This is a genomic window from Corynebacterium sp. KPL1986, assembly GCF_000477975.1.
GTDB classification, from domain to species: domain Bacteria; phylum Actinomycetota; class Actinomycetes; order Mycobacteriales; family Mycobacteriaceae; genus Corynebacterium; species Corynebacterium accolens.
This window is the reverse complement of record NZ_KI515719.1, coordinates 64,206-84,408: the sequence shown is the minus strand read 5'-3', so window position 1 is coordinate 84,408 and position 20,203 is coordinate 64,206. Positions and strand designations below refer to the sequence as shown.

Here is a 20,203-nt window from a genome sequence, read left to right as displayed (position 1 = left end):
GCTGCGTTTTAATCTACTCGCCTGTCAGGGTTACCTCTACCTGACGAGTGTCATCCGAATGTCCATCGGATACTTCCAAGGTGACGGTCGCACCGAAGTCCTGGGAACGCGCGGCAGCGATAAGCGCATCGGCGTTTTCAATCAGCCGGTCATTGACGCGGGTGACGATATCGCCCTGCTTCAAACCTGCTTGATCCGCTGGTCCCCCTGGCTCGACCTCTGCAATGCGCGCGCCATTTCCGTCATCGCGCGCCAGGACCTTAACCCCCAAGGTGGGGTGGGTTACGTGGCCTTTATTGATGAGCTCATCAGCCATGCGCTTGGCAAAGTTGGAAGGAATGGCAAACCCGAGGCCGATAGATCCGCCCTCACCCGAGGTCTTATCGGACAACGATGCAATCATCGAGTTCATACCAACGATATTGCCCTCCATATCCACCAAGGGACCACCGGAGTTGCCGGGGTTGACGGCGGCGTCGGTCTGGATGGCATCGATAAGCGAGGACTCGCCACCCTGCTGAGATGCGCGCACCGGGCGGTTCTTCGCGGATACGATGCCGGAGGTCACCGTGGCATTGAGGCCGAGCGGCGAGCCGACGGCGACTACCTCTTGGCCAACCGCAACCGCATCCGAGTCGCCGAATTGCAGGTGCGGCAAGTCGTGCACGTCCTTGATCTTGATGATGGCAACATCCGTATTGGCATCGGAAGCCACGAGATCGGCTTCGTGCTTGCTGCCATCGTTCAAGGTGACCTGCATGATGCCGCCTTGCTCTGCACCGGCGATGACGTGGTGGTTGGTCAACACGTAACCATCAGGAGAAATGATGGAACCGGAACCTTCCGCAGCCGAGGTCCGAGTCGCAGTCTGAATGGATACCACGGCCGGCAAAACCTTAGCCGAAACCGCTTCCACCGAGCCCTCCTCCGGTTCCTTACCCATACTATTGGCGGCCGGTTTACTATTGAGCGCCTCATTGACCACGGACGTACCGCTACTGGACTGGTTCTTGCCCACGACCACACCGGTAATGGAACCTGCAGCGATTGCCGCTACCGCAGCAATTGCCGTCGCGGCACCCAGCCCGATCTTCCTTTTCTCCTTTGGCTGCGGCGGCAAAGGCGTTACCCCAGGCACGGGCGGCTGGCCAGGCTGGTTATTCGCAGGCCCCTGCTGGGAGTAATCGCCCTGCTGGGTAGCGAAGCTAGATGTTTCCTCCTGCCCGCGGGTAGCACCCGGCTGAGTGCCACCAAAAAGGCGATTGCTGGGCGGGGTGTGCTGCGCGTGCCACGGTACCTCGCTCCCGTGCGCGGAGGCTTGTGCCTCCTGCTCGTTGATGCGCGGCTGGTTCCAGCCTTGGGAATAGGTTCCGTTGGAATACGCGGATCCAGAATCCTGTTGGCCGCCGCGCGGCTGGTTATATGGCGTCTGCCCGTTATTCGTGCCGTAGGGATCCTGCGGGACACCGTGCGACCCACCATTATTGCCGCGGTTGTCATCATTCCTCATGTTCATAGGAACACTATGCCTCGCTTCGCTTGGTCATGACTTAAACTACTCTGCCAACCTACTAGAAGTTCCTGTGAAGTTACTGTAGGCGATAAGCTGGTCAAACTCACCACATTTGACGCCCTCTTGACACTCGCACGCGACTGCACCATTACCCCTATTAAGCATCCTTCCACCCTTCAGCGCCCACCGATGTAAACAGAATCACCGGGGCATAAAATCGATCCACCATCAGGTTAGTGTACCTTTATATTTAACTTAGGGTTAGCTTAGTTTTAACTTTAAGTTAATTTCGTTGAACCTTTTACGACCCAAGGAATAGGCAGTGCTGACATGGCTCAAATCTCCCCGCCCACGCCCTCAATTACCGAAAGAGGACGTTGACAAGAAATTCCCCCGGCTTCGTTTCCAGGTCTTTATGGGAATCTTCCTGGGTTACGCGGGCTTTTACCTCATCCGCAATAACATCTCCACCATCGCGCCGCTGCTGCTGGAAGATAACGGGACCATCGACAAGCCTGCAATCGGCATCATTAGTAATGCCGTGCTGATTTCTTATGGCTTATCCAAATTCTTTTCCGCCATGCTCGCGGACCAATCCAATGCGCGTTACTTCCTGCCCATCGGGCTGAGCTTGTCCGCGCTGATGAACCTGATAGTCGGGTTCGTCCCGTGGGTCTCTGCATCCGTAGGCGTCTTTGCCACCGTCATGTTCCTCAATGGCTGGTTCCAAGGCATGGGACACCCGCCATGCGGCCGCGTCATCGTGCAGTGGTTCTCTACATCCGAGCGCGGTTGGAAGGGCTCGCTGTGGAATACCTCGCACAATGTGGGTGCAGGCGTATTACCACTGCTGGTAGGCGTCGGCTTGGCGATGACCGGCAATCAATGGCAGGTAGCCTTTTGGCTCCCCGCAGTCGCGGCCCTGATCATCGCGGCCTTAGCTTTCTTGCTCATCCGCGATAACCCGCCTTCAGAAGGACTGCCGACGGTCGATGAATGGCGCAATGATCCCGCCAAGGTTGCAGACATCCAGCGGCAAGAAGGCGATGGGATCTCCACCAAGGATCTCATTTTCAAATACGTCCTGCGCAATCGCATCATTGTCCTTCTGGCCATTGCCAACGTATTTGTCTATGCACTGCGCTACGGCGTGCTCAACTGGATTACGACGTACCTCGCCGAAGTCCACCACATGAACATCAATTCCGGCTTGGTCGCCTTCGGCGCCTTCGAGCTCGCAGGCCTGCTGGGCACCATTCTCTGCGGCTGGATGTCCGATAAGCTCTTCCACGGCAACCGCTCTAAGGTCATCTTGATCTTTATCTTGGCTACGGGCCTGTCCATCGCCGGCTACTGGCTGGCCCCCGTAGGCACCCCGTTCGTAGTCATGGTTATCTTCATCGCGCTCATCGGTGCCTTCATCTACGGTCCGGTTGGCCTCATTGGCTTACAGGCCCTCGACCTCTCCCCGCGCAATGTGGCAAGCACCGCTTCCGGCTTTACGGGCCTTTTCGGTTACCTGCTTGGTGCGACGCTCGCCTCGACCGGCGTGGGCTACCTGGTCAAGTACGCCGGCTGGAATGTCACCTTTATGGTCTTCCTGCTCTTTACCGTCCTCGTTTTGGCTATCTTCCTCTTTATTAATAAGGAAGAAGTGCGCCTCACCGAAGAACGCAAGGCCGCGCTTGAAGCATAAGCCTTCAACTTAGGAGCACGCGCTATTACTGCGCACTCTCCTTACACCGCCTGCCACCCACCCGGGATGGCAGGCGCTCTTTATTGCCCATCACCGGTGCCTAAAAAGGGCCTAAAACATCACAACCCCTCGCAGTTGCCAATAAGCAACTGGGAGGGGTGAGACTGAAAGCAGGCTTAGAACTGCTCTACGTCAACCAGGCCGAGCTTAGCGGCCTTGACCAGGCGGCGCGGGATGCGCACGGTCTGACCATCGATGGTGACTTCCTGGAGAGCGACGTTGTCAGCCTTCCACTGGGAACGACGTGCGTGGGTGTTCGCACGGGACTTCTTAAACTTAGGAGTTGCCATTTTCTCTTCTTCTCCTTACGCGTTCTTCTTCTTGCGGCGAGCCATGGCACCGAAGCGCTGGTTGAAGCGCTCGACACGGCCAGCGGTATCCATAACGCGCTGTGCACCAGTCCAGAACGGGTGGGACTCAGCAGTAACGTCAACGACGATGAGCGGGTACTCGTTGCCGTCTTCCCACTCAACGGTGCGAGAAGAGGTAGCGGTGGACTTGGTCAAAAAGGAGTGACCGGTACCAGCATCACGGAAGACCACTGGGTGGTAATCCGGGTGGATGTCTTTCTTCATAGATATTCCCTCAGGGTTGGACTACGGGTCGGTTCCGCACACTGAATAATGACGGTACGGATCGTGCCCGAGTTGGGATGTACAGTTACAGCTCGCCCGGCGCCACTAAGCGCGCCGACCGATAACCTGAATTATCCTACATTCCACCGCCATATATACGAAATTGCTCACCTGCGGCAACCACAGTCGCCACAGGCGCACATATGCGCCCCATTCGTTATAGTAAGCATTAAAACCTCCCCAATGCGTTAGGCAGTGCTGCTTGATCATCGACGCAAAGCCGACGGCTTAATGCGCGAGGCTATCGCGGCAGCGATTAGGTATATCGCGAGTAAGGCTGTAAGATTTGCTCTTGCTGTTGTCAAAATATACGTATTACGCCCCGTCTACTGGTTTTTGACGACGATGCCGCACCTGCTCACACCTCACTTTTTGAGCACTGCCACCCTCACACGGCAGTCGGCACGTAGTCGTTTATAGCCACGATGTGGGCGGCTAGGAGAAAGAAGACCCATGTCGGCTATTTGCCAGGTAACGGGCCGCAAGCCGGAATTCGGCAAGCAGGTCTCGCACTCGCACCGCCGCACTTCGCGCCGTTGGAACCCCAACGTGCAGCGTCGTCGCTACTACCTGCCCTCTGAGGGCCGTACCATTACTCTGAATGTTTCCACCAAGGGTATGAAGATCATTGACCGCGACGGCATCGAGTCCGTTGTTGCCAAGATCCGCGCACGTGGGGAGAAGATTTAAGTATGGCACGTAACGATATTCGCCCAATCATCAAGCTGAAGTCCACTGCGGGCACCGGTTACACCTACGTGACCCGTAAGAACAAGCGCAATAACCCGGATCGCATCACCCTGAAGAAGTTCGATCCGATCGCCCGCAAGCACGTCGAATTCCGCGAGGAGCGATAATTCATGGCTAAGAAGTCCAAGATCGCTAAGAACGAGCAGCGCAAGGAAATCGTCGCCCGCTACGCGGAGCGTCGCGCTGAGCTCAAGAAGATCATCAAGAACCCGAACACCCCGGATGAGGAGCGTTTGGAGGCTCAGTTCGAGCTGAACCGCCAGCCTCGTGACGCTTCCCCAGCCCGCGTTCGTAACCGCGACGCAGCCGATGGCCGCCCGCGCGGTTACCTCCGCAAGTTCGGCCTGTCCCGTGTCCGTATGCGCGGCATGGCTCACCGTGGTGAGCTGCCGGGCGTTCGCAAGTCCAGCTGGTAAAGGGGTAATTGCACAATGGCTAATAAGCGCAATAACCAAAAGAAGTTCCGTATGGAGCAGAGCCGTCGCCCGAAGAAGAACCCTTTGAAGGCTGAGGGCATTGAGAAGGTGGACTACAAGGACACCAAGACTCTGCGTCTATTCATCTCGGATCGCCACAAGATCCGTTCCCGTCGCGTCACCGGCTTGACCCCGCAGCAGCAGCGTCAGGTTGCTACCGCAGTCAAGAACGCACGCGAAATGGCTCTCCTGCCGTTCACCACCCGCTAAACAGTAGCTGGGTATCAACAGCGCACTTTTGCCGCTGGCAAGTGTGACACGGTAAAAGAACCATAAGCTTTCGCCGCCCCGCCTTTCGAGGTCAGGCGGCGAAAGTCGTTTTCGGGGTATTCTTTGGCGCTACGCCGCAAACGCCAGTTCCCACGCCAACACCAGCCGCAAAGCTCCTCCGCGAACGCCCACAGGCACGGACGCGACGAACCCGCTGCACACTCCCCCAAGCGCTACTGCGCAATTGCATAAGTGTTACATTTATAGCAATCCTGCGCCGCACAATTTTTAGATGCGCACCGCTTTGCAATGAGTGAAAGGCAGTGACTGTATGGCCCTGCATCAATCCCTTCTCGATCTTTCGGAGCTTGCTCCCCATTGCCAGTCCCGAGCAACCGCTCGCGGCTTATTGGCAGAAGCACAAGATGTCTTGCGCAATGCGGTAGCGCACCAGGACGATGAGATTGAATTAGCCAACTGGTTTTCGCGGCTGCTGACAGATATCGTGCGCGCACCAGGCGTGGATGCGGATATCCGCTTAACCGGCGCGGCGGCGCGCGGGGATCAGCTACCCAGCATGCCCATCGAGTGGATGGGAGAAGACAGCGACTTGGAGTCCGTCTTTCGCGATGTGGGGCTTGAGGTACATCAAGCGGCCGGTTCCATGGCAGCGCGCGTCGATGCCGGCCTGCCTTTAGGCCGCGGCGGTGAACAGGCTTTGTTGGAGGAGGCGTTGTCCCAGCGTCCGCCTCTACTCCAACGCGTTGGCGGTTTGCCCGATCGCGGCGCGGCCGTGGACATTAAGTCCATGCTGTTATCCCCCATCGCCGCCATTGCGCGCTGGGCGGCACCGGGCCCGCATCCCACGGTCGATCGCCTCGCCATTGGCCAAGAGCGCGGGATGCTCACCGCGGAGGACGCAGAGACCCTCGACCTTGCGTGGCGCACTGGGTATTCGGTAGAAATGCGCCGCTGGTACGACAATGTGCACGGCCGTGAATCCGTCCTGCAAGACCTGCCACCACTGGAGCGCACGGCCTACGGCACGGCCTGCCGCATGGTGTCTGCGACCTTCGAGTCCATCTCCCAACGCACCGCGGATGGCGCGAATTAGAATCGCCACAAAGTTTTTGTGGCTACGCATGCGGTCCGCGCCGGCGGGCTGCAGGGCTGTAGAGTTGTTGAGTAAAAGCATTTTCTGCTGAGAGAAAGGAGGCGTCCGCCGCATGTCAGGAAACGTCGGTAGGCCGCGTAAACATAGCCCCCGCCGCAGAGGCAATAGCGCCCGGGAAGAGATTTTGGACGCCTCCTCAGAGTTATTTACCACCCAGGGCTTTGCCACGACGTCGACCCACCAAATCGCGGACGCGGTGGGCATCCGGCAGGCATCGCTGTACTATCATTTTCCCTCCAAGACGGAGATTTTCCTAGCGCTGCTTAATTCCACCATCGAGCCCTCGCTAGAACTCGCGGATGAGCTGGTGGATTCCGATGCCGAGCCGGAGCAGCGTCTATGGTCCCTGGTCGCCGCGGAATCGCGCCTTCTGCTCACCAGCGGTTGGAATGTCGGCCGGTTGTACCAGTTGCCGGTGGCCAATTCGCCGGAGTTTTCGGAGTACCACAGCTCCCGCGAGCGGCTGCAGAGCCACTTCCGCACCACCGCCGCCGCCATTGTGGGCGATGCGGATCCGCGCATCGAATTGCCCTTCCACATCGCGCTATCTGTCATCGAGATGCGCCCCAATAACGGCACGCCTCCCTATGCCGCGGCCCAGTCGGTTCCGGAGACTGCCGCCATGCTTGCCGATGCCGCCCTTGCCGTCCTCGGAGCCACCGTCCCCGAGGACGCCGAAGCCATGACCCTTGAGCTGCTGAAGAACCGGAATGACTCGATCTCTGCGGCCGCGGCGGCCGCCGCAGACCGCAAGAAGAAAAAGTCTCGCTAACCTATTCCTTGTGGCGTCGCTAACCACTTCCTAGTGGTTAGCGTTGCCAGGAATCGGTAAAGTCCGCCGTTGCGGCCAATCCGCCGCCCTCGCGCACGCTAATCCCGCTGGGGGTTACGACGATGGTCGAAGGCGAGGCGTCCACGTAGTAGTTACCGCCGTCTTGGCCAATGATGGATCCGGTGAATTCGCCGCCAAAGATGGTCGAGCGATAGGTCAGGACGTTTCCCTGATTCTCACAAATGATCGCCCTCCCGTCTGGGCCCTTGCCGGCAAAGACGACGCGCTCATAGCGGTGGCAATTGGCGTAGGTATTAGTATCGGTCCAGCCGTATTCACCTAGTCCGTCGATGAAGTCGCCTCCACCGCCATTAGTGGTCTTCGGCGACTGTGCCTGTTCTTGTTCGGTCTCGGTCACCGTCACCACGGGTGGTTCTTTGCCTTGGGTTTCCGGGGATTTGGTCGTCGAAGTTGCCTCTGCGGCAGTATCCGTCGTACTTTCCACGGTGGTCATGCCGCCATCGCCGGAAAAGTCGGGCTGATCCCCATCCGTGCTACTGCTGCAGGCGCTTAAAACGATGCCCGCGGTCGCTACCGCGCCGAGGTGCAATCCCCAACGCAAACGAGGAGTTAATTGAAAGTGCGGCATGATAAGTCCTTTCTCATAAGCCGGAAGTGGGGCTAACAAGCTGGGGTGGGCCAGGCAATATCGGCCTTGGAAAGATCGAGCGCCATGCCCGAAAGTATTGGTTGGGCGGAGGCATATTGACCATTCGGGGCCGAGGCGATGAGTGCTACCGCCACCTCGCGGCCGCCGATGGTGGCAAGACCCATCTGCCGTACATCATAGCCGCCGGCGATATCTGGGCCCCAGCCGCCTTTGAGGGCGGCACCCTCTAGGTTACGCAGGCCATAGCTTTGGGCGGGGTCGGGCGTAGACATCGCGGTGAGGATGGGTTCGGCACCGTTGACGCAGCGCAGCTTTGCCATGAACGCGGCCTGGTCGCCCACGCTCCACTGCGTTTGCCCGAAGGCGCTAAATTCCGGGCGGGTGACCTGGCTTTGGACCTGGGTGGTGGTATCGCCGGTCTCGGCAAGCACTTGTTGCGCGGCCTGGGCGGCTTGCGCTCCGCCGCCGAGCGCGTCCCAGGCGGATTGCGCCGCCGCATTATTGGAATAGGTAATCGCAGATGTCACCACGTCGGGGCCGATGAGCCCTGCGCGATGGGCGGCGATGAGCACCGGCACCTTGGAGGTCGACCATGCGGTTTCGGGCGCGGTGCGCCCGGCGGCAATGGTGGTGGTGCCATCCGATACCGCGATGCCTACATTGCCGTAGTTAGCGGCGATGCGGTCGAGCTCGCGCTGCAGGTCACCAACCACAGCCGACCCGCCATCTTCGGCAGCTTTCGCGGCATCGGATTGGGCATCAGCCGGCGCAGCCTCATCCTGCGCTGCGGCATCGCGAGGGCTATCCTTCGTATCCGCCGCGCTCTCCGCGGGGCGCGACGTTTCCTGCTTGGCGATGCCCGGCTCTGATTCCGTCTCCCGCTCGCCCTGCCCGCACGCGCTAAGACACAGCGCCCCAGCCACAAGTAGGCCGCCGAGCGCCATGCGCTTCGGTGCAGTACGCCTCGGCGCGGTGCGGGTGGGTGCGGGCATAACGAGGTTCCTTAGGTTTCAGGCGCTATCGCTAGTGAGCGAAGTGGCGCGTTCCAGTGAGATACATCGTAACACCAGCGGCCTTAGCTGCCTCGATAACTTCTTCATCGCGGATGGAGCCGCCGGGCTGGACAACGGCTTTGACGCCGGCATCGAGAAGCACCTGCAAGCCATCGGCAAAGGGGAAAAAGGCATCGGAGGCGGCGAAGGAGCCTTGGGTGCGGTTGGTGGCATCGGCAAGCGTATTGGCGCGCTCGACCGCAAGCTTGGCGGAATCCACGCGGTTGACCTGGCCCATGCCCACGCCCACGGTCGCATTGTCCTTAGCCAGCAAAATCGCATTGGACTTGACCGCGCGCACCGTGCGCCAGGCGAACTCGAGCTGGGCCAAGTCCTCGTCGCTCAGGGCCTCGCCCGCTGCCAGGGTCCAGTTTTCGGGCTTATCGCCTTCGGCCTGGTAGGTATCCGGCTCTTGGCGCAGCACGCCTCCGGAGATGTACTTGCGCTCCTCGCCCTGCTTTTCTGGCTCGGCCAAAAGCACGCGCAGGTTCTTCTTGCTCTGCAGGATCTCCAGCGCCTTATCCTCATAGGCGGGCGCGACGATGACCTCGGTGAAAATGCCCTTGACCTGCTCAGCCATCTCTACGCTGACCTCGCGATTGACAGCGATGACGCCGCCAAATGCGGACATTGGGTCACAGGCATGCGCCGCGCGGTGGGCCGCAGCGATGGACTCATCCGATACGGCGATGCCGCACGGGTTGGTGTGCTTGATAATCGCCACGCAGGGGCGCTCGTGGTCCCAGGCCGCGCGCCAGGCAGCGTCGGCGTCCTGGTAGTTGTTGTAGCTCATTTCCTTGCCGTTGAGCTGCTTGGCATTGGCCAGGCCCTTGGTGCCAATCCGGGTCACGGTGGCGGCCTGGTGAGAGTTCTCGCCGTAGCGCAGCGAGGTGGTCTCCTCGCCATCGCTGAGCTGGTCCACGAACCATGCGGAGACCGCCGCATCGTAGTTTGCGGTGTGGAGGAAGGCATCGCGGGCGAGGCCACGGCGCTGGTCAAGGCTAAAGCCACCCTCTTCAACGGCCTGGGTTACCTCGCCGTAACGCGCCGGATCCACAACCACGGCAACGGACGGGTGATTCTTGGCCGCCGCGCGCACCATGGAAGGTCCACCGATATCGATCTGCTCCACGCAGCCATCGAAGTCCGCGCCGGAGGCAACGGTTTCCTGGAAGGGGTACAGGTTCACCACGACGAGCTGGAAGGGCTCTACCTCAAGCTCTTTGAGCTGCGCCAGGTGGTCTTCCTTGCGGGTATCCGCCAGGATTCCGGCGTGCACGCGCGGGTGGAGCGTCTTAACGCGGCCTTCCAGGCACTCGGGGAAACCGGTGAGCTTTTCTACCGGGGTGACCTCGATTCCCAGGTCAGCAATCTTCTTGGCGGTGGAGCCGGTAGAGACGATCTCTACGCCCGCCTTATCGAGTGCGCGGGCTAGATCCTCCAGCCCCGTCTTGTCGTACACGCTAATGAGTGCGCGCTTTACCTGCTTGCGGTCTTCGCTCATGAGGAGGAATAAGCCTTTCGAAAAGTCTTAGTCTGCGAGTTGAATAAAAAGTTCCTCGCCGCGGGGCTGCGCCGCGCGCAGCACGTCGACGATGAGTTCGCGCTCTACTTTTTTAATGCGTTCGTGGAGGCTGGCCTCTTCATCGTCTGCCCGCACGGCCACCGGCCGCTGCGCAATGATGGAACCGGTATCCACGCCCGCGTCCACGAAATGGACGGTAGAGCCTGTGACCTTCACGCCGTATTCCAACGCATCGCGCACCCCGTGCGCGCCCTTAAACGCAGGCAATAACGCCGGGTGGGTATTGATGGTGCGGCCTTCGAAGCGGCGGAGGAAGCCTTCCCCCAAAATCTTCATAAAGCCTGCAGAAACAACAATGTCTGGCTGCGCAGCATCTACTGCATCAGCCAGACATGTATTCCATTCGGCACGGTCCGCGCCCATTTCCACGATCTCGGTATCGATATCGCGTTCTCGGGCGCGTTCAATACCTCGACACGGTTTATCCGCCACCACTTTCATCACACGGTAGCGCTCATCTTGGGCATCCAAGATGGCTTGCAAAAGCGAGCCCGTCCCAGAGACAAGCACGACAACTCGTAGGCGATCAGTGGCAGCAGTAGCGCGTGGTGGCATCGGTGAAGTCACGCGCTATAGCCTAGTCCCTCTTCCCGCTTTCAGTAGAATCTGCCGCGTCAGGCTCGCCCTCATTTGCGTCCTCTTCCACGAGTTCGCCTTCCAGGATCTCGGGGTCTTCAGCCGCTTCGCGCTCGCTGCTTTCCGATGCCCCTTCTTCCCCACCATCGCCCGCGGTACTTTCCGCGTCATCGCCGCCGTCGGTGTCTTCAACGACCTCCCCTTCGATGACCTCGTCGGTGCTGTCTGCGCTGCCCTTGGATTCTGCGGCAGCGTCATCATCGTCGGCTGTGTCGTCCGCGTCATTCGCTGCTGACTCGGAGTCCTCACCGTCGCCAGATTCTGATTCGTCCTCGTCCGTTTCGCTCTCGTCCAAATCGGCATCAGCATCGTCGCCGTCAGCCTCGTCGGCCTCGGCATTGTCCGCGTCAGATTGTTCTGCGTCAGTGGTGTCCTCAGAAGCGGTATCTTCTGCCGACTCTGCAGCGTCTTCTGAATCCTCTTCGGAGGCCTCTGCCTCTGCGACCTCCTCCGCCGAAGACTCTGCCTCCGCTTCGGCCGCGCGGGCGTCGCGCCAGTTCATAAGCGCAAAGGCTGCCGCGACGGCCAAGCCCACGACGGCGATCCATAGCGCGGCAAGGCCAGCAGCAGTCCACAGGTGCGGGCCGGTGTGGCCGTAATAGCCAAGCGTGCCGCTAACCAGATAGCACGCGAAGAACATGATGACCGCGGTAGCCACCGTGGCCGCGAGCACCTTCTGGAAGGACGGGCGCTTCTTATACAAGGACATCGTCGCCGCGATGAGGGGAACCACCATGAAGACGACCGCCCAGCCGGGTGAGGACGCTGGGATGCCGCCGGTAATAGGCAGCGGCGGCAGCGGCACAAGGTGGGTGCTAAAGAGGCTTACCTGCGCCTCCCCTGCCGAAAACTCCGAGCCCACCAGCACTGCCCCGGTGCTGACGATGGCGTTGGGGATATACAGCAGGCTCAACAGGATGAGGGTGAAAACGCCCAGCCCAGAGATGGAAGGGTACTCATCCATCATCTCCCCCTGGCGCGAGAAGTTCACGATGAAGATGAGCACGAAGACCACGGTCGCGCCAATGGCGAGGTAGGCGAGGTAGCGCAGGGCGATAAGGGCGGCATCGACAAGCAGCGGCGGGGCACCATAGCGCTTGGCCAAGGCGCGCCACAGGCGGGTACCCATGCCGGCTGCCATCGCCGCTAGGTGCACGACGATGACGCGAGCAAGCGCAGCAGCGAGGTTCGGCGGGGATACGTCGAAAACCTTGCCGGCATCCCACAACATCACCCAGGCAATGCAGGTCAGTACCACCGGCACGCCCACCACACAGGCGACAAGAATTGCCAGGTCCTTCACGCTGACCTTGTGTTTTACCGCGGCGCGCACGCGCACCGCCACCACCGTGGCGAGGATGAGGGCGGGCAAGGCCGGGAGGAACGACAGGTCCACCCCGGCCGCAGATACCGGCGCGAGGTTAAAGACCATCCACGCTTCCGCCACGATGGTCGGCAGCCACGCAAGGGGCGAGCCAAAAAGCAAAAGCGCGCCGAATGCGAGCGCCACAATAATAAGGACGACAATAATATTCGGCAGGACCGCCGACATGAATAATTGGCGGATGCGCCCCGCCTTCGTCAGCGGGGCCGGCGTGCGACGGGCCTTCGCCTTCGACCCAGCTTTGCGGGCGACGCGTTCTGCGGAATTATGCGGCTTCTGCGTCGCAGTGGCATGCGGTGCACGAGGGGCGCGCTCTGTCTGCACTGTCCGGCCCCGCGCCTGGCTACGCGGGCGGGGCGTTGACCGAGATTGGGGGCTGGTGTTTTTGTTCATCGGCGTCCACTTTGCCACCTTTTGCCCGCGGTAGCGGGGTGGCGCGACGAGGCGCCTCCAAAATCACCGTGGACTTGTTCAGTAACTACTGTAGACATATATATAAGGAATAAAGTTTTAACTCTTATCCCCCACTGGTCACAGTAATTACATGCCGTTGCATTTCCATGGCAGGACGTTACAGTGCACCATTACAGCTTCGGGGCTACCGCGGGGGCTTAGTTTTAAGAGATTTATATCGCACTATGCGCCACAACTTTCCATAACGTGCCTGCATGTAGGCTTATTCCAGACCGGCGCGAGAAAAAATTCATTTTTGGCTTGCTGTTATCTTTTTGAGACGCTACTGTTACATCTCGTTGGTAACAAGAAGGTCACAATCTCGTAACTAACCCAGAGACGGTGTAACGCTCTTTTTGAAGATTGTGAAAGACACGAAAGAAGATTTAATGCGAAGCAAAGTTCAGCGTGGCGCCGGCCGCCATCGCAAGATTGTCACCTCGCAGACCACCAAGGGTCGTATCGCTGTCATGACCGTTGCAGCCGGTGCCGTGTCCACCGCCGGCGTAGGCGGCGCAGCTGCCGCTAACGTTGAATCCGACAACGCTGCATCTTCCACCACCACGACACAGTCTGTTGACTACAAGCTTGCCGCTGATACTTCCGAGGTCAACAACACCCCAGCCGGCTCCTCTGATGCTGCACCGCAGATCCTCAACGTGGCTGAGGCAAAGCCGGTTACCAATCTGGTTGACCAGCTGAGCAAGTCCATCCAGGCTTCCGCTGACCGCGCCGCCGAGGACCTTGCCGCTCGCGCTCCTTCCATTGCTCGCCCCGCTGAAGGCGCCTTCACTTCCGGCTTCGGCCCGCGTTGGGGCTCCTTCCACTCTGGCGTGGACATCGCCAACGCCGTTGGCACCCCCATCCTTTCCGTCATGGACGGCACCGTCATCGATTCCGGCCCAGCCTCCGGCTACGGCCAGTGGATTCGCATCCTCCACGATGATGGCACCATGACCGTCTACGGTCACATGCAGACCCTCGACGTCGCCGTGGGCGAGCACGTGCACGCCGGCCAGAAGATCGCCGGCATGGGCTCCCTGGGCTTCTCCACCGGTTCCCACCTCCACTTCGAGGTTCACCCGAACTCCGGTGACGCCGTTGACCCACAGGCATGGCTGGCCGAGCGAGGCATTCAGCTCTAAGAGCCTTCTTTCCTTCTTGTTAAAGCGCCGCAGATAACCTCTGCGGCGCTTTTGCTATGCCTAGACCCCAATAAGCTCCACTCGCCCGCAGTCCCCACGACAAGCCCCCTCGTGCGGAGCCACAGCCCCACCTTCGCCCGCCAGAGGCGATCTCCGCGATTGAGATAGTTCTACCTCACCCAGAGGGCGGATTGCGAACCAAAGGGTGCTAGAGAGCCGCACAGCCGCCCTCCAGGGCCCATATGAGCCCCTAGGGTCCCCATAGCCGCCCAAGCCTCCACATCGCGGGATTAGGGCCCCTCCATTCGCCCTGAGCGCCGTTGAACCGCACGAGAGCACATACACGCGGTACCGGGAATTATCACCGGGCGCGCGCCGCCATAAAAGAGCCGCCAATGCAGCCCTCAAAATATCCCCACCGACTGCCAGTTAAGTCCAGCATCCAGCCTTGTCGCAGGTAGATGGCAGTTTTCTAGCTTGGTGCCAGTAACCCCCCTCTCCTCACCCCCGGCAGTCACCCCCAGAGCTTAAACCAGTACTTCAAACCCGCAACTTTGACCACTTTCGTAACACGCGCAACAAGCTGGCATGTTCGAAACTTTTCGAATAAACGCCTTTTCTACCAGCATTTTTACAGATTGCGCGGCCTCTATGGGCAGGCTAACTTTTAACTCGTTGCCACAAGCGAACGCCAAATGGGGTATTTCCATTCCTCGGCGTGTCGCAGAGGGCAGTTGAAAGACGCCAAACCTTTAAGGTTTGCGCGCCTCGAGACCATGCACAGCCATGAAAAGGACTTAAACTATGAAGCGCATGAACCGCGCACGCAGGAATGTAGCGCTAAGCATCGTTACGCTTGGCACCGTTTTTGCTACCGGCACCTCCGCTTTTGCTGCTGATCCAGTGGCCAGCGTGGACGTTTCCAATGGCTCCTCTGAGCCGCAAGCCACCAACGTTGATAACGCGGGTGTTATCGATGCCGCCGTCGGCTTCGCAAACGCCGCCGCCGGCGTGCTGACCGGCAAAGACGTCCCGGAATTTAGCCAGAACGAATCCGGCGGGATCAACATCGTCTTGGACCCCTCCTCCGTTCCGGGCCTGCGGGAAGCCTTCGCTCCCGAGGGCGACCGCTCTGGGCTGACCCCTCAGCGCAGTCGCGATGCTGCCGGCAATACAGTGGTCTTTCCCACCTCCGGCACATTGACCTCAGGGTTCGGTATGCGCTGGGGCGCGATGCACAACGGCATCGACGTGGCTAACCCAGTCGGCACCCCGATCTACTCCGTCATGGACGGCACGGTCATTAACTCCGGTCCGGCACAGGGCTTCGGCAACTGGATTCGCATCCAGCACGTCGATGGCAGCATCTCTGTCTACGGCCACATGTCCGCCAGCTCGCTGCGCGTGAACGTGGGCGACCACGTTTCTGCGGGCGACCACATCGCGGACATCGGCAACGAGGGCCGCTCCACCGGCCCACACCTGCACTTCGAAATCCACCCAGGTGGCGGCGCGGCCGTTGACCCAGTGGGCTGGTTCAACGAGCGCGGGATCTCGGTCTAGAGCTTTTCCATCGGCACACCACCGATGAGCATGAGCCGCACCTTGCCGGAGGAACCAAAGTCCACGGTCACCGTGGCGCGGGCACCGGAACCGGCCGTTTCAATTACGGTTCCGAGCCCGTACTTGGCGTGGTTGACGCGGTCTCCCACAGCAAGGTTGAGGTTCTTATTCTTCGGCATGGAATTAGCTGCAGGCTGGCGAGTGCGTTGCGAAGGGGAAGACGTAGCGCGCTGGCCAAACCCAGCACCCCCACCGCCGGCGTAGCCGCCACTAGAACCGCGGCGATAGCTCCGGCCATATTGATAGTCATCGGCTCCCCAGGAACCGGTGAGGTCACTATCGGAATCCTCTCGCCGCCAGTCGATGAGATCCTCTGGGATCTCGGCGAGGAAGCGACTGGCGGGATTGGTCACCGGATTGCCCCACGCAGAACGCAAGATGGCGCGCGTGAGGTACAACTTTTCACGGGCGCGGGTGATGCCCACATAGGCCAGGCGGCGTTCTTCGCTTAATTCCTTCGGGTTACCCAGTGAGCGCATGTGCGGGAATTGGCCGTCCTCCCAGCCGGCGACAAAGACGACGGGAAACTCCAAGCCCTTGGCCGTATGCAGGGTCATCATGGTCACTACCCCGGTCTCAGAATCCGGAATCTGATCCGCATCCGCAACGAGGGAGACCTTCTCCAAAAAGGCCTGCAGCGAGCCCGGCGCGGCTTCGCCTTCTTCTAAAAGCTCATTGGGATCGACGGCATCCGCCCCGGCTGCGGCCAGCTGGTTGGCGGCCTCTGAGGTAAATTCGCGGGCCACGGATACCAGCTCATTGAGGTTATCGAGGCGCGCACCGTCCTGCGGGTCGTTGGAATTTTCTAGCTCCGCCTTATATCCGGTGGCATCCAGGATGGCGGTGAGCAGTTCGCCCAGATCGGGCTGGCCGGTCACCTCATCGCGCATGCCGGGGATTTGTGCGCGGATACCCTCCATCATGTCGTTGAACTTGGTAACGGCATTAACGGCGCGGGTCCCAAGGCCGGGGACGTCGCCCCGGGGGACATCGGCAAGCGCCTTGCCAAAGCTTATCCCCTGGTTTTCCGCGTGCAGGGCAATCTGGCCCTGGGCCTTATCGCCGATGGCGCGCTTGGGAACATTGATGATGCGGCGCAGGCTCACCGTATCGTCGGGGTTATCCATAATGCGCAGGTAGGCCACCATATCGCGGATTTCGCGGCGTTCGTAAAAGCGCGTCCCGCCCACGACCTTATAGGGAATGCCGGAGCGAATGAAGATATCCTCCAGCGCGCGGGAGGCATTATTGGTCCGGTACATCACGGCGATATCGGAATAGCTGTGGCCCTTATCCGCCAGCGCGTCGATCTCTGCAGCGATAAAGCGGGCTTCATCGTGCTCGTTATCCGCCACGTACCCCACGATGGATTCGCCATCGCCATGCGCGGTCCACAGGTTTTTCTCCCGGCGGTTCTCGTTTTTCGCAATCACGGCATTAGCCGCGTTCAAGATGGTCTGCGTGGAGCGGTAGTTTTGCTCCAATAAGATGGTGTGCGCTTGCGGGTAATCGCGCTCGAATTCCTCGATATTGCGGATGGTGGCGCCGCGGAAGGCATAAATGGACTGATCGGAATCACCCACCACGCACAACTCTGGGGCATCAGGACCCAGCTCGCCCTTGCCCACGAGCGCTGCTACCAGCGCGTACTGGGCGTGGTTGGTGTCCTGGTACTCATCAATGAGCACGTGCTTAAACCGCCGGCGATAAAACTCCACTACCTGCTTGTGCTCGGTGAAAATGCGCACTACTTCCCCAATGAGGTCATCAAAGTCCACCGCATTGGCCGCGCGCAGGCGGCGCTGGTACTCGGCGTAGACATCCGCCACGGTGGTCTCAAAGGGGTTCTTGGTCTGCTGCGCCTTGTCGGCTGCCTCGGCCGGGCCCACGAGCTCGTTTTTGTGGTTGGAGATCTGGTTGGCCAGCACGCGCGGGGTGTATTTCTTCAGATCCAGCTGCATGTCCTTGGCAATCATGGATAGAAGCCTGCGGGCATCGTCGCCATCATAAATGGTGAAGTTGGTATTAAGCCCCGGCACGAGCTGGGCGTTCTGGCGCAGGATGCGCACGCAGATGGAGTGGAAGGTGGATACCCACATGCGCTCGGCCACCGGACCGACCAGGGAACCCACGCGCTCCTTCATCTCTGCGGCGGCCTTATTGGTAAAGGTAATGGCGAGGATTTCCCACGGGTTTACCCCGCGGTGGCGCATGAGGTACGCGATGCGGCGGGTAAGTACCGCGGTCTTGCCAGAACCCGCGCCGGCGACAATCAGCAGGGGCCTGCCGGTATGGGTGACCGCCTCTAATTGCTGTGGATTCAAACCTTGGGTTAAAGGATCGGATTCCGCGGGCCTTGGCGTGCTGCCAAAGGGGTTCTGCGGCTCGGGCTGGCTAGGGGCGAAGCCGCCGCGGGAAGCAGCACCGGATACGGGTTCGCGCGGGGTAGAAGTTGGGCTAAATGGAGAGTTATTCGTCATAATGCCTACCAACCTACTAGCCCCACCGGACATGGCCCGTATTTGCGGCATACACTGCGCTTTCTAAATACCTGACCAAGTGGCACAATAAGGGACCATGACCGCTGAAGATAATGAATCCATCGTTGACAATGGCTTGGATATCCGCACGCCCACCGGCACGGATGATCCCCTATCTGATGCGGAAATCCAGCAGTATCGCGAGGAAATCAACCGCCTTGACCAGATCATCTTGGATGCGGTCAAGCGCCGCACCGAGGTCTCCCGCGCGGTGGGTCGCACCCGCATGAGCTCCGGCGGCACGCGCTTGGTGCACACCCGCGAGATCGCCATCCTCAATGAGTTCCGCGCGGAGCTTGGCGAGGAAGGCCCCACCATCGCCTCTGCCCTGCTGCGCATGGGGCGCGGCCGCCTGGGCTAAAGCCACCACTCAACCCCTCGGATTAATTACGAGCTCACCCATACTATGCAGTACGCTTTCGGGGCATGAACGCAGTACTCATCGCCGTCATCGTCATGCTCGCGCTTGCCCTCCTGCGCGTGCACGTGGTGGTGGCGCTTTTCATCGGCGCGATAGTCGGCGGCCTTATATCCGGCATGGGCCTGGATGCCACCATGGTTGCCTTCCAGGACGGGCTCGGCGGCGGCGCCAAGATTGCCTTAAGTTATGCCCTCTTGGGCGCCTTCGCGATGGGTGTTGCCTCCGCCGGGCTGCCGCAGATCTTGGCCAACTTTCTCATCGCCAAGCTCGGCGGCACCGGCGAATTAGATCCCAAGGCCGCGGCCACCACCAAGTGGATGCTCGTTCTTGGCCTTATCGCCATGGCCGTGATGAGCCAGAACCTCATCCCCGTCCACATTGCCTTCATCCCGCTGCTTGTCCCGCCGCTATTGGCGGTGATGAATAAGCTCAAGCTGGATCGCCGCCTTATCACCACGTGCCTGACCTTCGGCCTTATCACCACCTACATGTTCATTCCGGTGGGCTTCGGGTCCATCTATTTGAACGATATTTTGCTCTTCAATATTGAAGAGGCGGGTCTGGATACCTCCACTCTCAATATTATGCAGGTCATGGCCATCCCGGCCCTGGGCATGCTCGCCGGCCTGCTCATCGCCATCTTTTTCAGCTACCGCGCCCCACGCGAGTACGAGGACCGGCCCATTGCCGCCGAAGAGCACCAGGAAACGCCCTCGCGGTATAAAATCTGGGTTTCCATCCTGGCGATTATCGCCACCTTCGCCGTCCAAATCATCATGCAGGCGCTCGATTTCGAGTCCGATGGCCTGCTCGTCGGCGCCCTGACCGGCCTGGGCATCTTGCTCATTTCCGGCGCGGTGGATTGGAAGCACGCCGATGACGTATTTACCAACGGCATGAAAATGATGGCCCTTATCGGCTTTATCATGATCACCGCGCAGGGCTTTGCCTCAGTCATGACGGCGACGGAGGAAGTCGGCCCGCTTGTCGATGCCACCGCCAACCTCTTTGGCACCAATAAGTTCCTCTCCGCAGGCGCCATGCTCTTGGTCGGCCTGGTGGTCACCATGGGCATCGGCTCATCCTTTTCCACCCTGCCGATTATCTCCGTTATCTACGTTCCCCTGTGCGCCTCGCTCGGCTTTAGCCCCGCGGCCACGGTAGCGCTTATCGGTACGGCAGGCGCGCTTGGCGATGCCGGCTCCCCCGCCTCCGATTCCACCCTCGGCCCCACCGCCGGCCTCGGCGCCGATGGCCAACACGATCACATCCGTGACTCCGTCATCCCCACCTTTATCCACTTCAATATCCCACTTCTTATCGCCGGCTGGGCGGGCGCGCTCATGCTCTAAATGCCACACTTCTCACGGTGCCGTTGGCACTCATTCTCGACTACGGTGGGAGGGGT

20 protein-coding genes are annotated in these 20,203 nt (G+C 60.0%); 11 read left to right on the top strand and 9 right to left on the bottom strand.

The window, feature by feature from the left end; all coding sequences use genetic code 11:
* Window positions 1–13: 13 nt before the first annotated feature.
* Window positions 14–1,516, bottom strand: coding sequence for a S1C family serine protease (locus HMPREF1287_RS00385; RefSeq protein WP_023017623.1), 1,503 nt, complete (start codon window positions 1,514–1,516; stop codon window positions 14–16).
* A 319-nt stretch (window positions 1,517–1,835) separates the two neighbouring features.
* On the opposite strand from HMPREF1287_RS00385, the gene HMPREF1287_RS00380 reads away from it, so the two are divergent.
* Window positions 1,836–3,209, top strand: coding sequence for an MFS transporter (locus HMPREF1287_RS00380; protein ID WP_023017622.1), 1,374 nt, complete (start codon window positions 1,836–1,838; stop codon window positions 3,207–3,209).
* Window positions 3,210–3,385: 176 nt separating this feature from the next.
* Here the strand turns inward: HMPREF1287_RS00380 and rpmF are convergent, their stop codons facing one another.
* Complete coding sequence (rpmF, locus tag HMPREF1287_RS00375) at window positions 3,386–3,559, bottom strand: 50S ribosomal protein L32 (RefSeq protein WP_005279913.1); 174 nt, start codon at window positions 3,557–3,559, stop codon at window positions 3,386–3,388.
* Window positions 3,560–3,574: 15 nt separating this feature from the next.
* Window positions 3,575–3,844, bottom strand: coding sequence for a type B 50S ribosomal protein L31 (locus tag HMPREF1287_RS00370; protein WP_005279912.1), 270 nt, complete (start codon window positions 3,842–3,844; stop codon window positions 3,575–3,577).
* A 513-nt stretch (window positions 3,845–4,357) separates the two neighbouring features.
* On the opposite strand from HMPREF1287_RS00370, the gene rpmB reads away from it, so the two are divergent.
* The 6 genes from rpmB to HMPREF1287_RS00340 all read left to right on the top strand — a co-directional run bounded on the left by rpmB (window position 4,358) and on the right by HMPREF1287_RS00340 (window position 7,286).
* Window positions 4,358–4,594 (top strand): 50S ribosomal protein L28, encoded by a 237-nt coding sequence (gene rpmB / locus HMPREF1287_RS00365; protein WP_005279911.1) that lies wholly within the window; start codon window positions 4,358–4,360, stop codon window positions 4,592–4,594.
* Window positions 4,595–4,596: 2 nt separating this feature from the next.
* On the top strand, window positions 4,597–4,761 hold the full coding sequence (rpmG, locus tag HMPREF1287_RS00360; RefSeq protein WP_005279910.1) for a 50S ribosomal protein L33: 165 nt from the start codon (window positions 4,597–4,599) through the stop codon (window positions 4,759–4,761).
* 3 nt (window positions 4,762–4,764) lie between these two features.
* Window positions 4,765–5,070: a 30S ribosomal protein S14 gene (gene rpsN, locus HMPREF1287_RS00355; protein WP_005279906.1), complete on the top strand. Its 306-nt coding sequence runs from the start codon at window positions 4,765–4,767 to the stop codon at window positions 5,068–5,070.
* A gap of 15 nt (window positions 5,071–5,085) precedes the next feature.
* Window positions 5,086–5,340: a 30S ribosomal protein S18 gene (rpsR, locus tag HMPREF1287_RS00350; protein WP_005279904.1), complete on the top strand. Its 255-nt coding sequence runs from the start codon at window positions 5,086–5,088 to the stop codon at window positions 5,338–5,340.
* Between the two features lie 331 nt (window positions 5,341–5,671).
* Entirely contained in the window at window positions 5,672–6,454 is a 783-nt protein-coding gene (locus HMPREF1287_RS00345; protein WP_023017621.1) for a putative nucleotidyltransferase substrate binding domain-containing protein, read from the top strand.
* Between the two features lie 112 nt (window positions 6,455–6,566).
* The gene (locus HMPREF1287_RS00340) at window positions 6,567–7,286 is read left to right on the top strand and encodes a TetR/AcrR family transcriptional regulator (protein ID WP_005279901.1); all 720 of its coding nucleotides are present in this window, start codon (window positions 6,567–6,569) and stop codon (window positions 7,284–7,286) included.
* A 37-nt stretch (window positions 7,287–7,323) separates the two neighbouring features.
* Here the strand turns inward: HMPREF1287_RS00340 and HMPREF1287_RS00335 are convergent, their stop codons facing one another.
* Genes HMPREF1287_RS00335 through HMPREF1287_RS00315 form a run of 5 tightly spaced genes read right to left on the bottom strand, consistent with a single transcriptional unit; the run spans window position 7,324 to window position 12,937 of the window.
* Window positions 7,324–7,935: a hypothetical protein gene (locus HMPREF1287_RS00335; RefSeq protein ID WP_023017620.1), complete on the bottom strand. Its 612-nt coding sequence runs from the start codon at window positions 7,933–7,935 to the stop codon at window positions 7,324–7,326.
* Between the two features lie 32 nt (window positions 7,936–7,967).
* Window positions 7,968–8,948 carry a hypothetical protein gene (locus HMPREF1287_RS00330; protein ID WP_023017619.1) on the bottom strand — a complete coding sequence of 327 codons (981 nt, stop codon included), beginning with the start codon at window positions 8,946–8,948 and terminating at the stop codon, window positions 7,968–7,970.
* A gap of 31 nt (window positions 8,949–8,979) precedes the next feature.
* Window positions 8,980–10,512: a bifunctional phosphoribosylaminoimidazolecarboxamide formyltransferase/IMP cyclohydrolase gene (gene purH / locus HMPREF1287_RS00325; protein ID WP_023017618.1), complete on the bottom strand. Its 1,533-nt coding sequence runs from the start codon at window positions 10,510–10,512 to the stop codon at window positions 8,980–8,982.
* Window positions 10,513–10,539: 27 nt separating this feature from the next.
* The gene (purN, locus tag HMPREF1287_RS00320) at window positions 10,540–11,148 is read right to left on the bottom strand and encodes a phosphoribosylglycinamide formyltransferase (RefSeq protein WP_198010374.1); all 609 of its coding nucleotides are present in this window, start codon (window positions 11,146–11,148) and stop codon (window positions 10,540–10,542) included.
* 22 nt (window positions 11,149–11,170) lie between these two features.
* Window positions 11,171–12,937: a DUF6350 family protein gene (locus HMPREF1287_RS00315; RefSeq protein WP_198010359.1), complete on the bottom strand. Its 1,767-nt coding sequence runs from the start codon at window positions 12,935–12,937 to the stop codon at window positions 11,171–11,173.
* Between the two features lie 518 nt (window positions 12,938–13,455).
* On the opposite strand from HMPREF1287_RS00315, the gene HMPREF1287_RS00310 reads away from it, so the two are divergent.
* Entirely contained in the window at window positions 13,456–14,211 is a 756-nt protein-coding gene (locus HMPREF1287_RS00310) for a M23 family metallopeptidase (RefSeq protein ID WP_023017615.1), read from the top strand.
* Window positions 14,212–15,015: 804 nt separating this feature from the next.
* Window positions 15,016–15,774 carry a M23 family metallopeptidase gene (locus tag HMPREF1287_RS00305; RefSeq protein WP_023017614.1) on the top strand — a complete coding sequence of 253 codons (759 nt, stop codon included), beginning with the start codon at window positions 15,016–15,018 and terminating at the stop codon, window positions 15,772–15,774.
* Here HMPREF1287_RS00305 and pcrA read toward each other — a convergent pair.
* Window positions 15,771–18,314 carry a DNA helicase PcrA gene (gene pcrA / locus HMPREF1287_RS00300; protein WP_023017613.1) on the bottom strand — a complete coding sequence of 848 codons (2,544 nt, stop codon included), beginning with the start codon at window positions 18,312–18,314 and terminating at the stop codon, window positions 15,771–15,773. The two genes, HMPREF1287_RS00305 and pcrA, sit on opposite strands and share 4 nt — an antisense overlap.
* Window positions 18,315–18,411: 97 nt before the next feature.
* On the opposite strand from pcrA, the gene HMPREF1287_RS00295 reads away from it, so the two are divergent.
* Both HMPREF1287_RS00295 and HMPREF1287_RS00290 read left to right on the top strand, forming a co-directional pair.
* On the top strand, window positions 18,412–18,735 hold the full coding sequence (locus tag HMPREF1287_RS00295; protein WP_005279891.1) for a chorismate mutase: 324 nt from the start codon (window positions 18,412–18,414) through the stop codon (window positions 18,733–18,735).
* Between the two features lie 65 nt (window positions 18,736–18,800).
* A complete protein-coding gene (locus HMPREF1287_RS00290) occupies window positions 18,801–20,147 on the top strand; it encodes a Na+/H+ antiporter family protein (RefSeq protein ID WP_023017612.1) in 1,347 nt (448 codons plus the stop codon).
* Window positions 20,148–20,203: the final 56 nt, after the last annotated feature.

Coding starts and splice junctions, on each gene's coding strand:
- rpmF (WP_005279913.1), bottom strand. CDS start 3,559: ATGGCAACTCCTAAGTTTAAGAAGTCCCGTGCGAACACCCACGCACGT.
- purN (WP_198010374.1), bottom strand. CDS start 11,148: ATGCCACCACGCGCTACTGCTGCCACTGATCGCCTACGAGTTGTCGTG.
- HMPREF1287_RS00290 (WP_023017612.1), top strand. CDS start 18,801: ATGAACGCAGTACTCATCGCCGTCATCGTCATGCTCGCGCTTGCCCTC.
- HMPREF1287_RS00370 (WP_005279912.1), bottom strand. CDS start 3,844: ATGAAGAAAGACATCCACCCGGATTACCACCCAGTGGTCTTCCGTGAT.
- HMPREF1287_RS00310 (WP_023017615.1), top strand. CDS start 13,456: ATGCGAAGCAAAGTTCAGCGTGGCGCCGGCCGCCATCGCAAGATTGTC.
- HMPREF1287_RS00305 (WP_023017614.1), top strand. CDS start 15,016: ATGAAGCGCATGAACCGCGCACGCAGGAATGTAGCGCTAAGCATCGTT.
- rpsN (WP_005279906.1), top strand. CDS start 4,765: ATGGCTAAGAAGTCCAAGATCGCTAAGAACGAGCAGCGCAAGGAAATC.
- HMPREF1287_RS00295 (WP_005279891.1), top strand. CDS start 18,412: ATGACCGCTGAAGATAATGAATCCATCGTTGACAATGGCTTGGATATC.
- HMPREF1287_RS00335 (WP_023017620.1), bottom strand. CDS start 7,935: ATGCCGCACTTTCAATTAACTCCTCGTTTGCGTTGGGGATTGCACCTC.
- rpmB (WP_005279911.1), top strand. CDS start 4,358: ATGTCGGCTATTTGCCAGGTAACGGGCCGCAAGCCGGAATTCGGCAAG.
- HMPREF1287_RS00330 (WP_023017619.1), bottom strand. CDS start 8,948: ATGCCCGCACCCACCCGCACCGCGCCGAGGCGTACTGCACCGAAGCGC.
- rpmG (WP_005279910.1), top strand. CDS start 4,597: ATGGCACGTAACGATATTCGCCCAATCATCAAGCTGAAGTCCACTGCG.
- HMPREF1287_RS00340 (WP_005279901.1), top strand. CDS start 6,567: ATGTCAGGAAACGTCGGTAGGCCGCGTAAACATAGCCCCCGCCGCAGA.
- rpsR (WP_005279904.1), top strand. CDS start 5,086: ATGGCTAATAAGCGCAATAACCAAAAGAAGTTCCGTATGGAGCAGAGC.
- HMPREF1287_RS00385 (WP_023017623.1), bottom strand. CDS start 1,516: ATGAACATGAGGAATGATGACAACCGCGGCAATAATGGTGGGTCGCAC.
- purH (WP_023017618.1), bottom strand. CDS start 10,512: ATGAGCGAAGACCGCAAGCAGGTAAAGCGCGCACTCATTAGCGTGTAC.
- pcrA (WP_023017613.1), bottom strand. CDS start 18,314: ATGACGAATAACTCTCCATTTAGCCCAACTTCTACCCCGCGCGAACCC.
- HMPREF1287_RS00345 (WP_023017621.1), top strand. CDS start 5,672: ATGGCCCTGCATCAATCCCTTCTCGATCTTTCGGAGCTTGCTCCCCAT.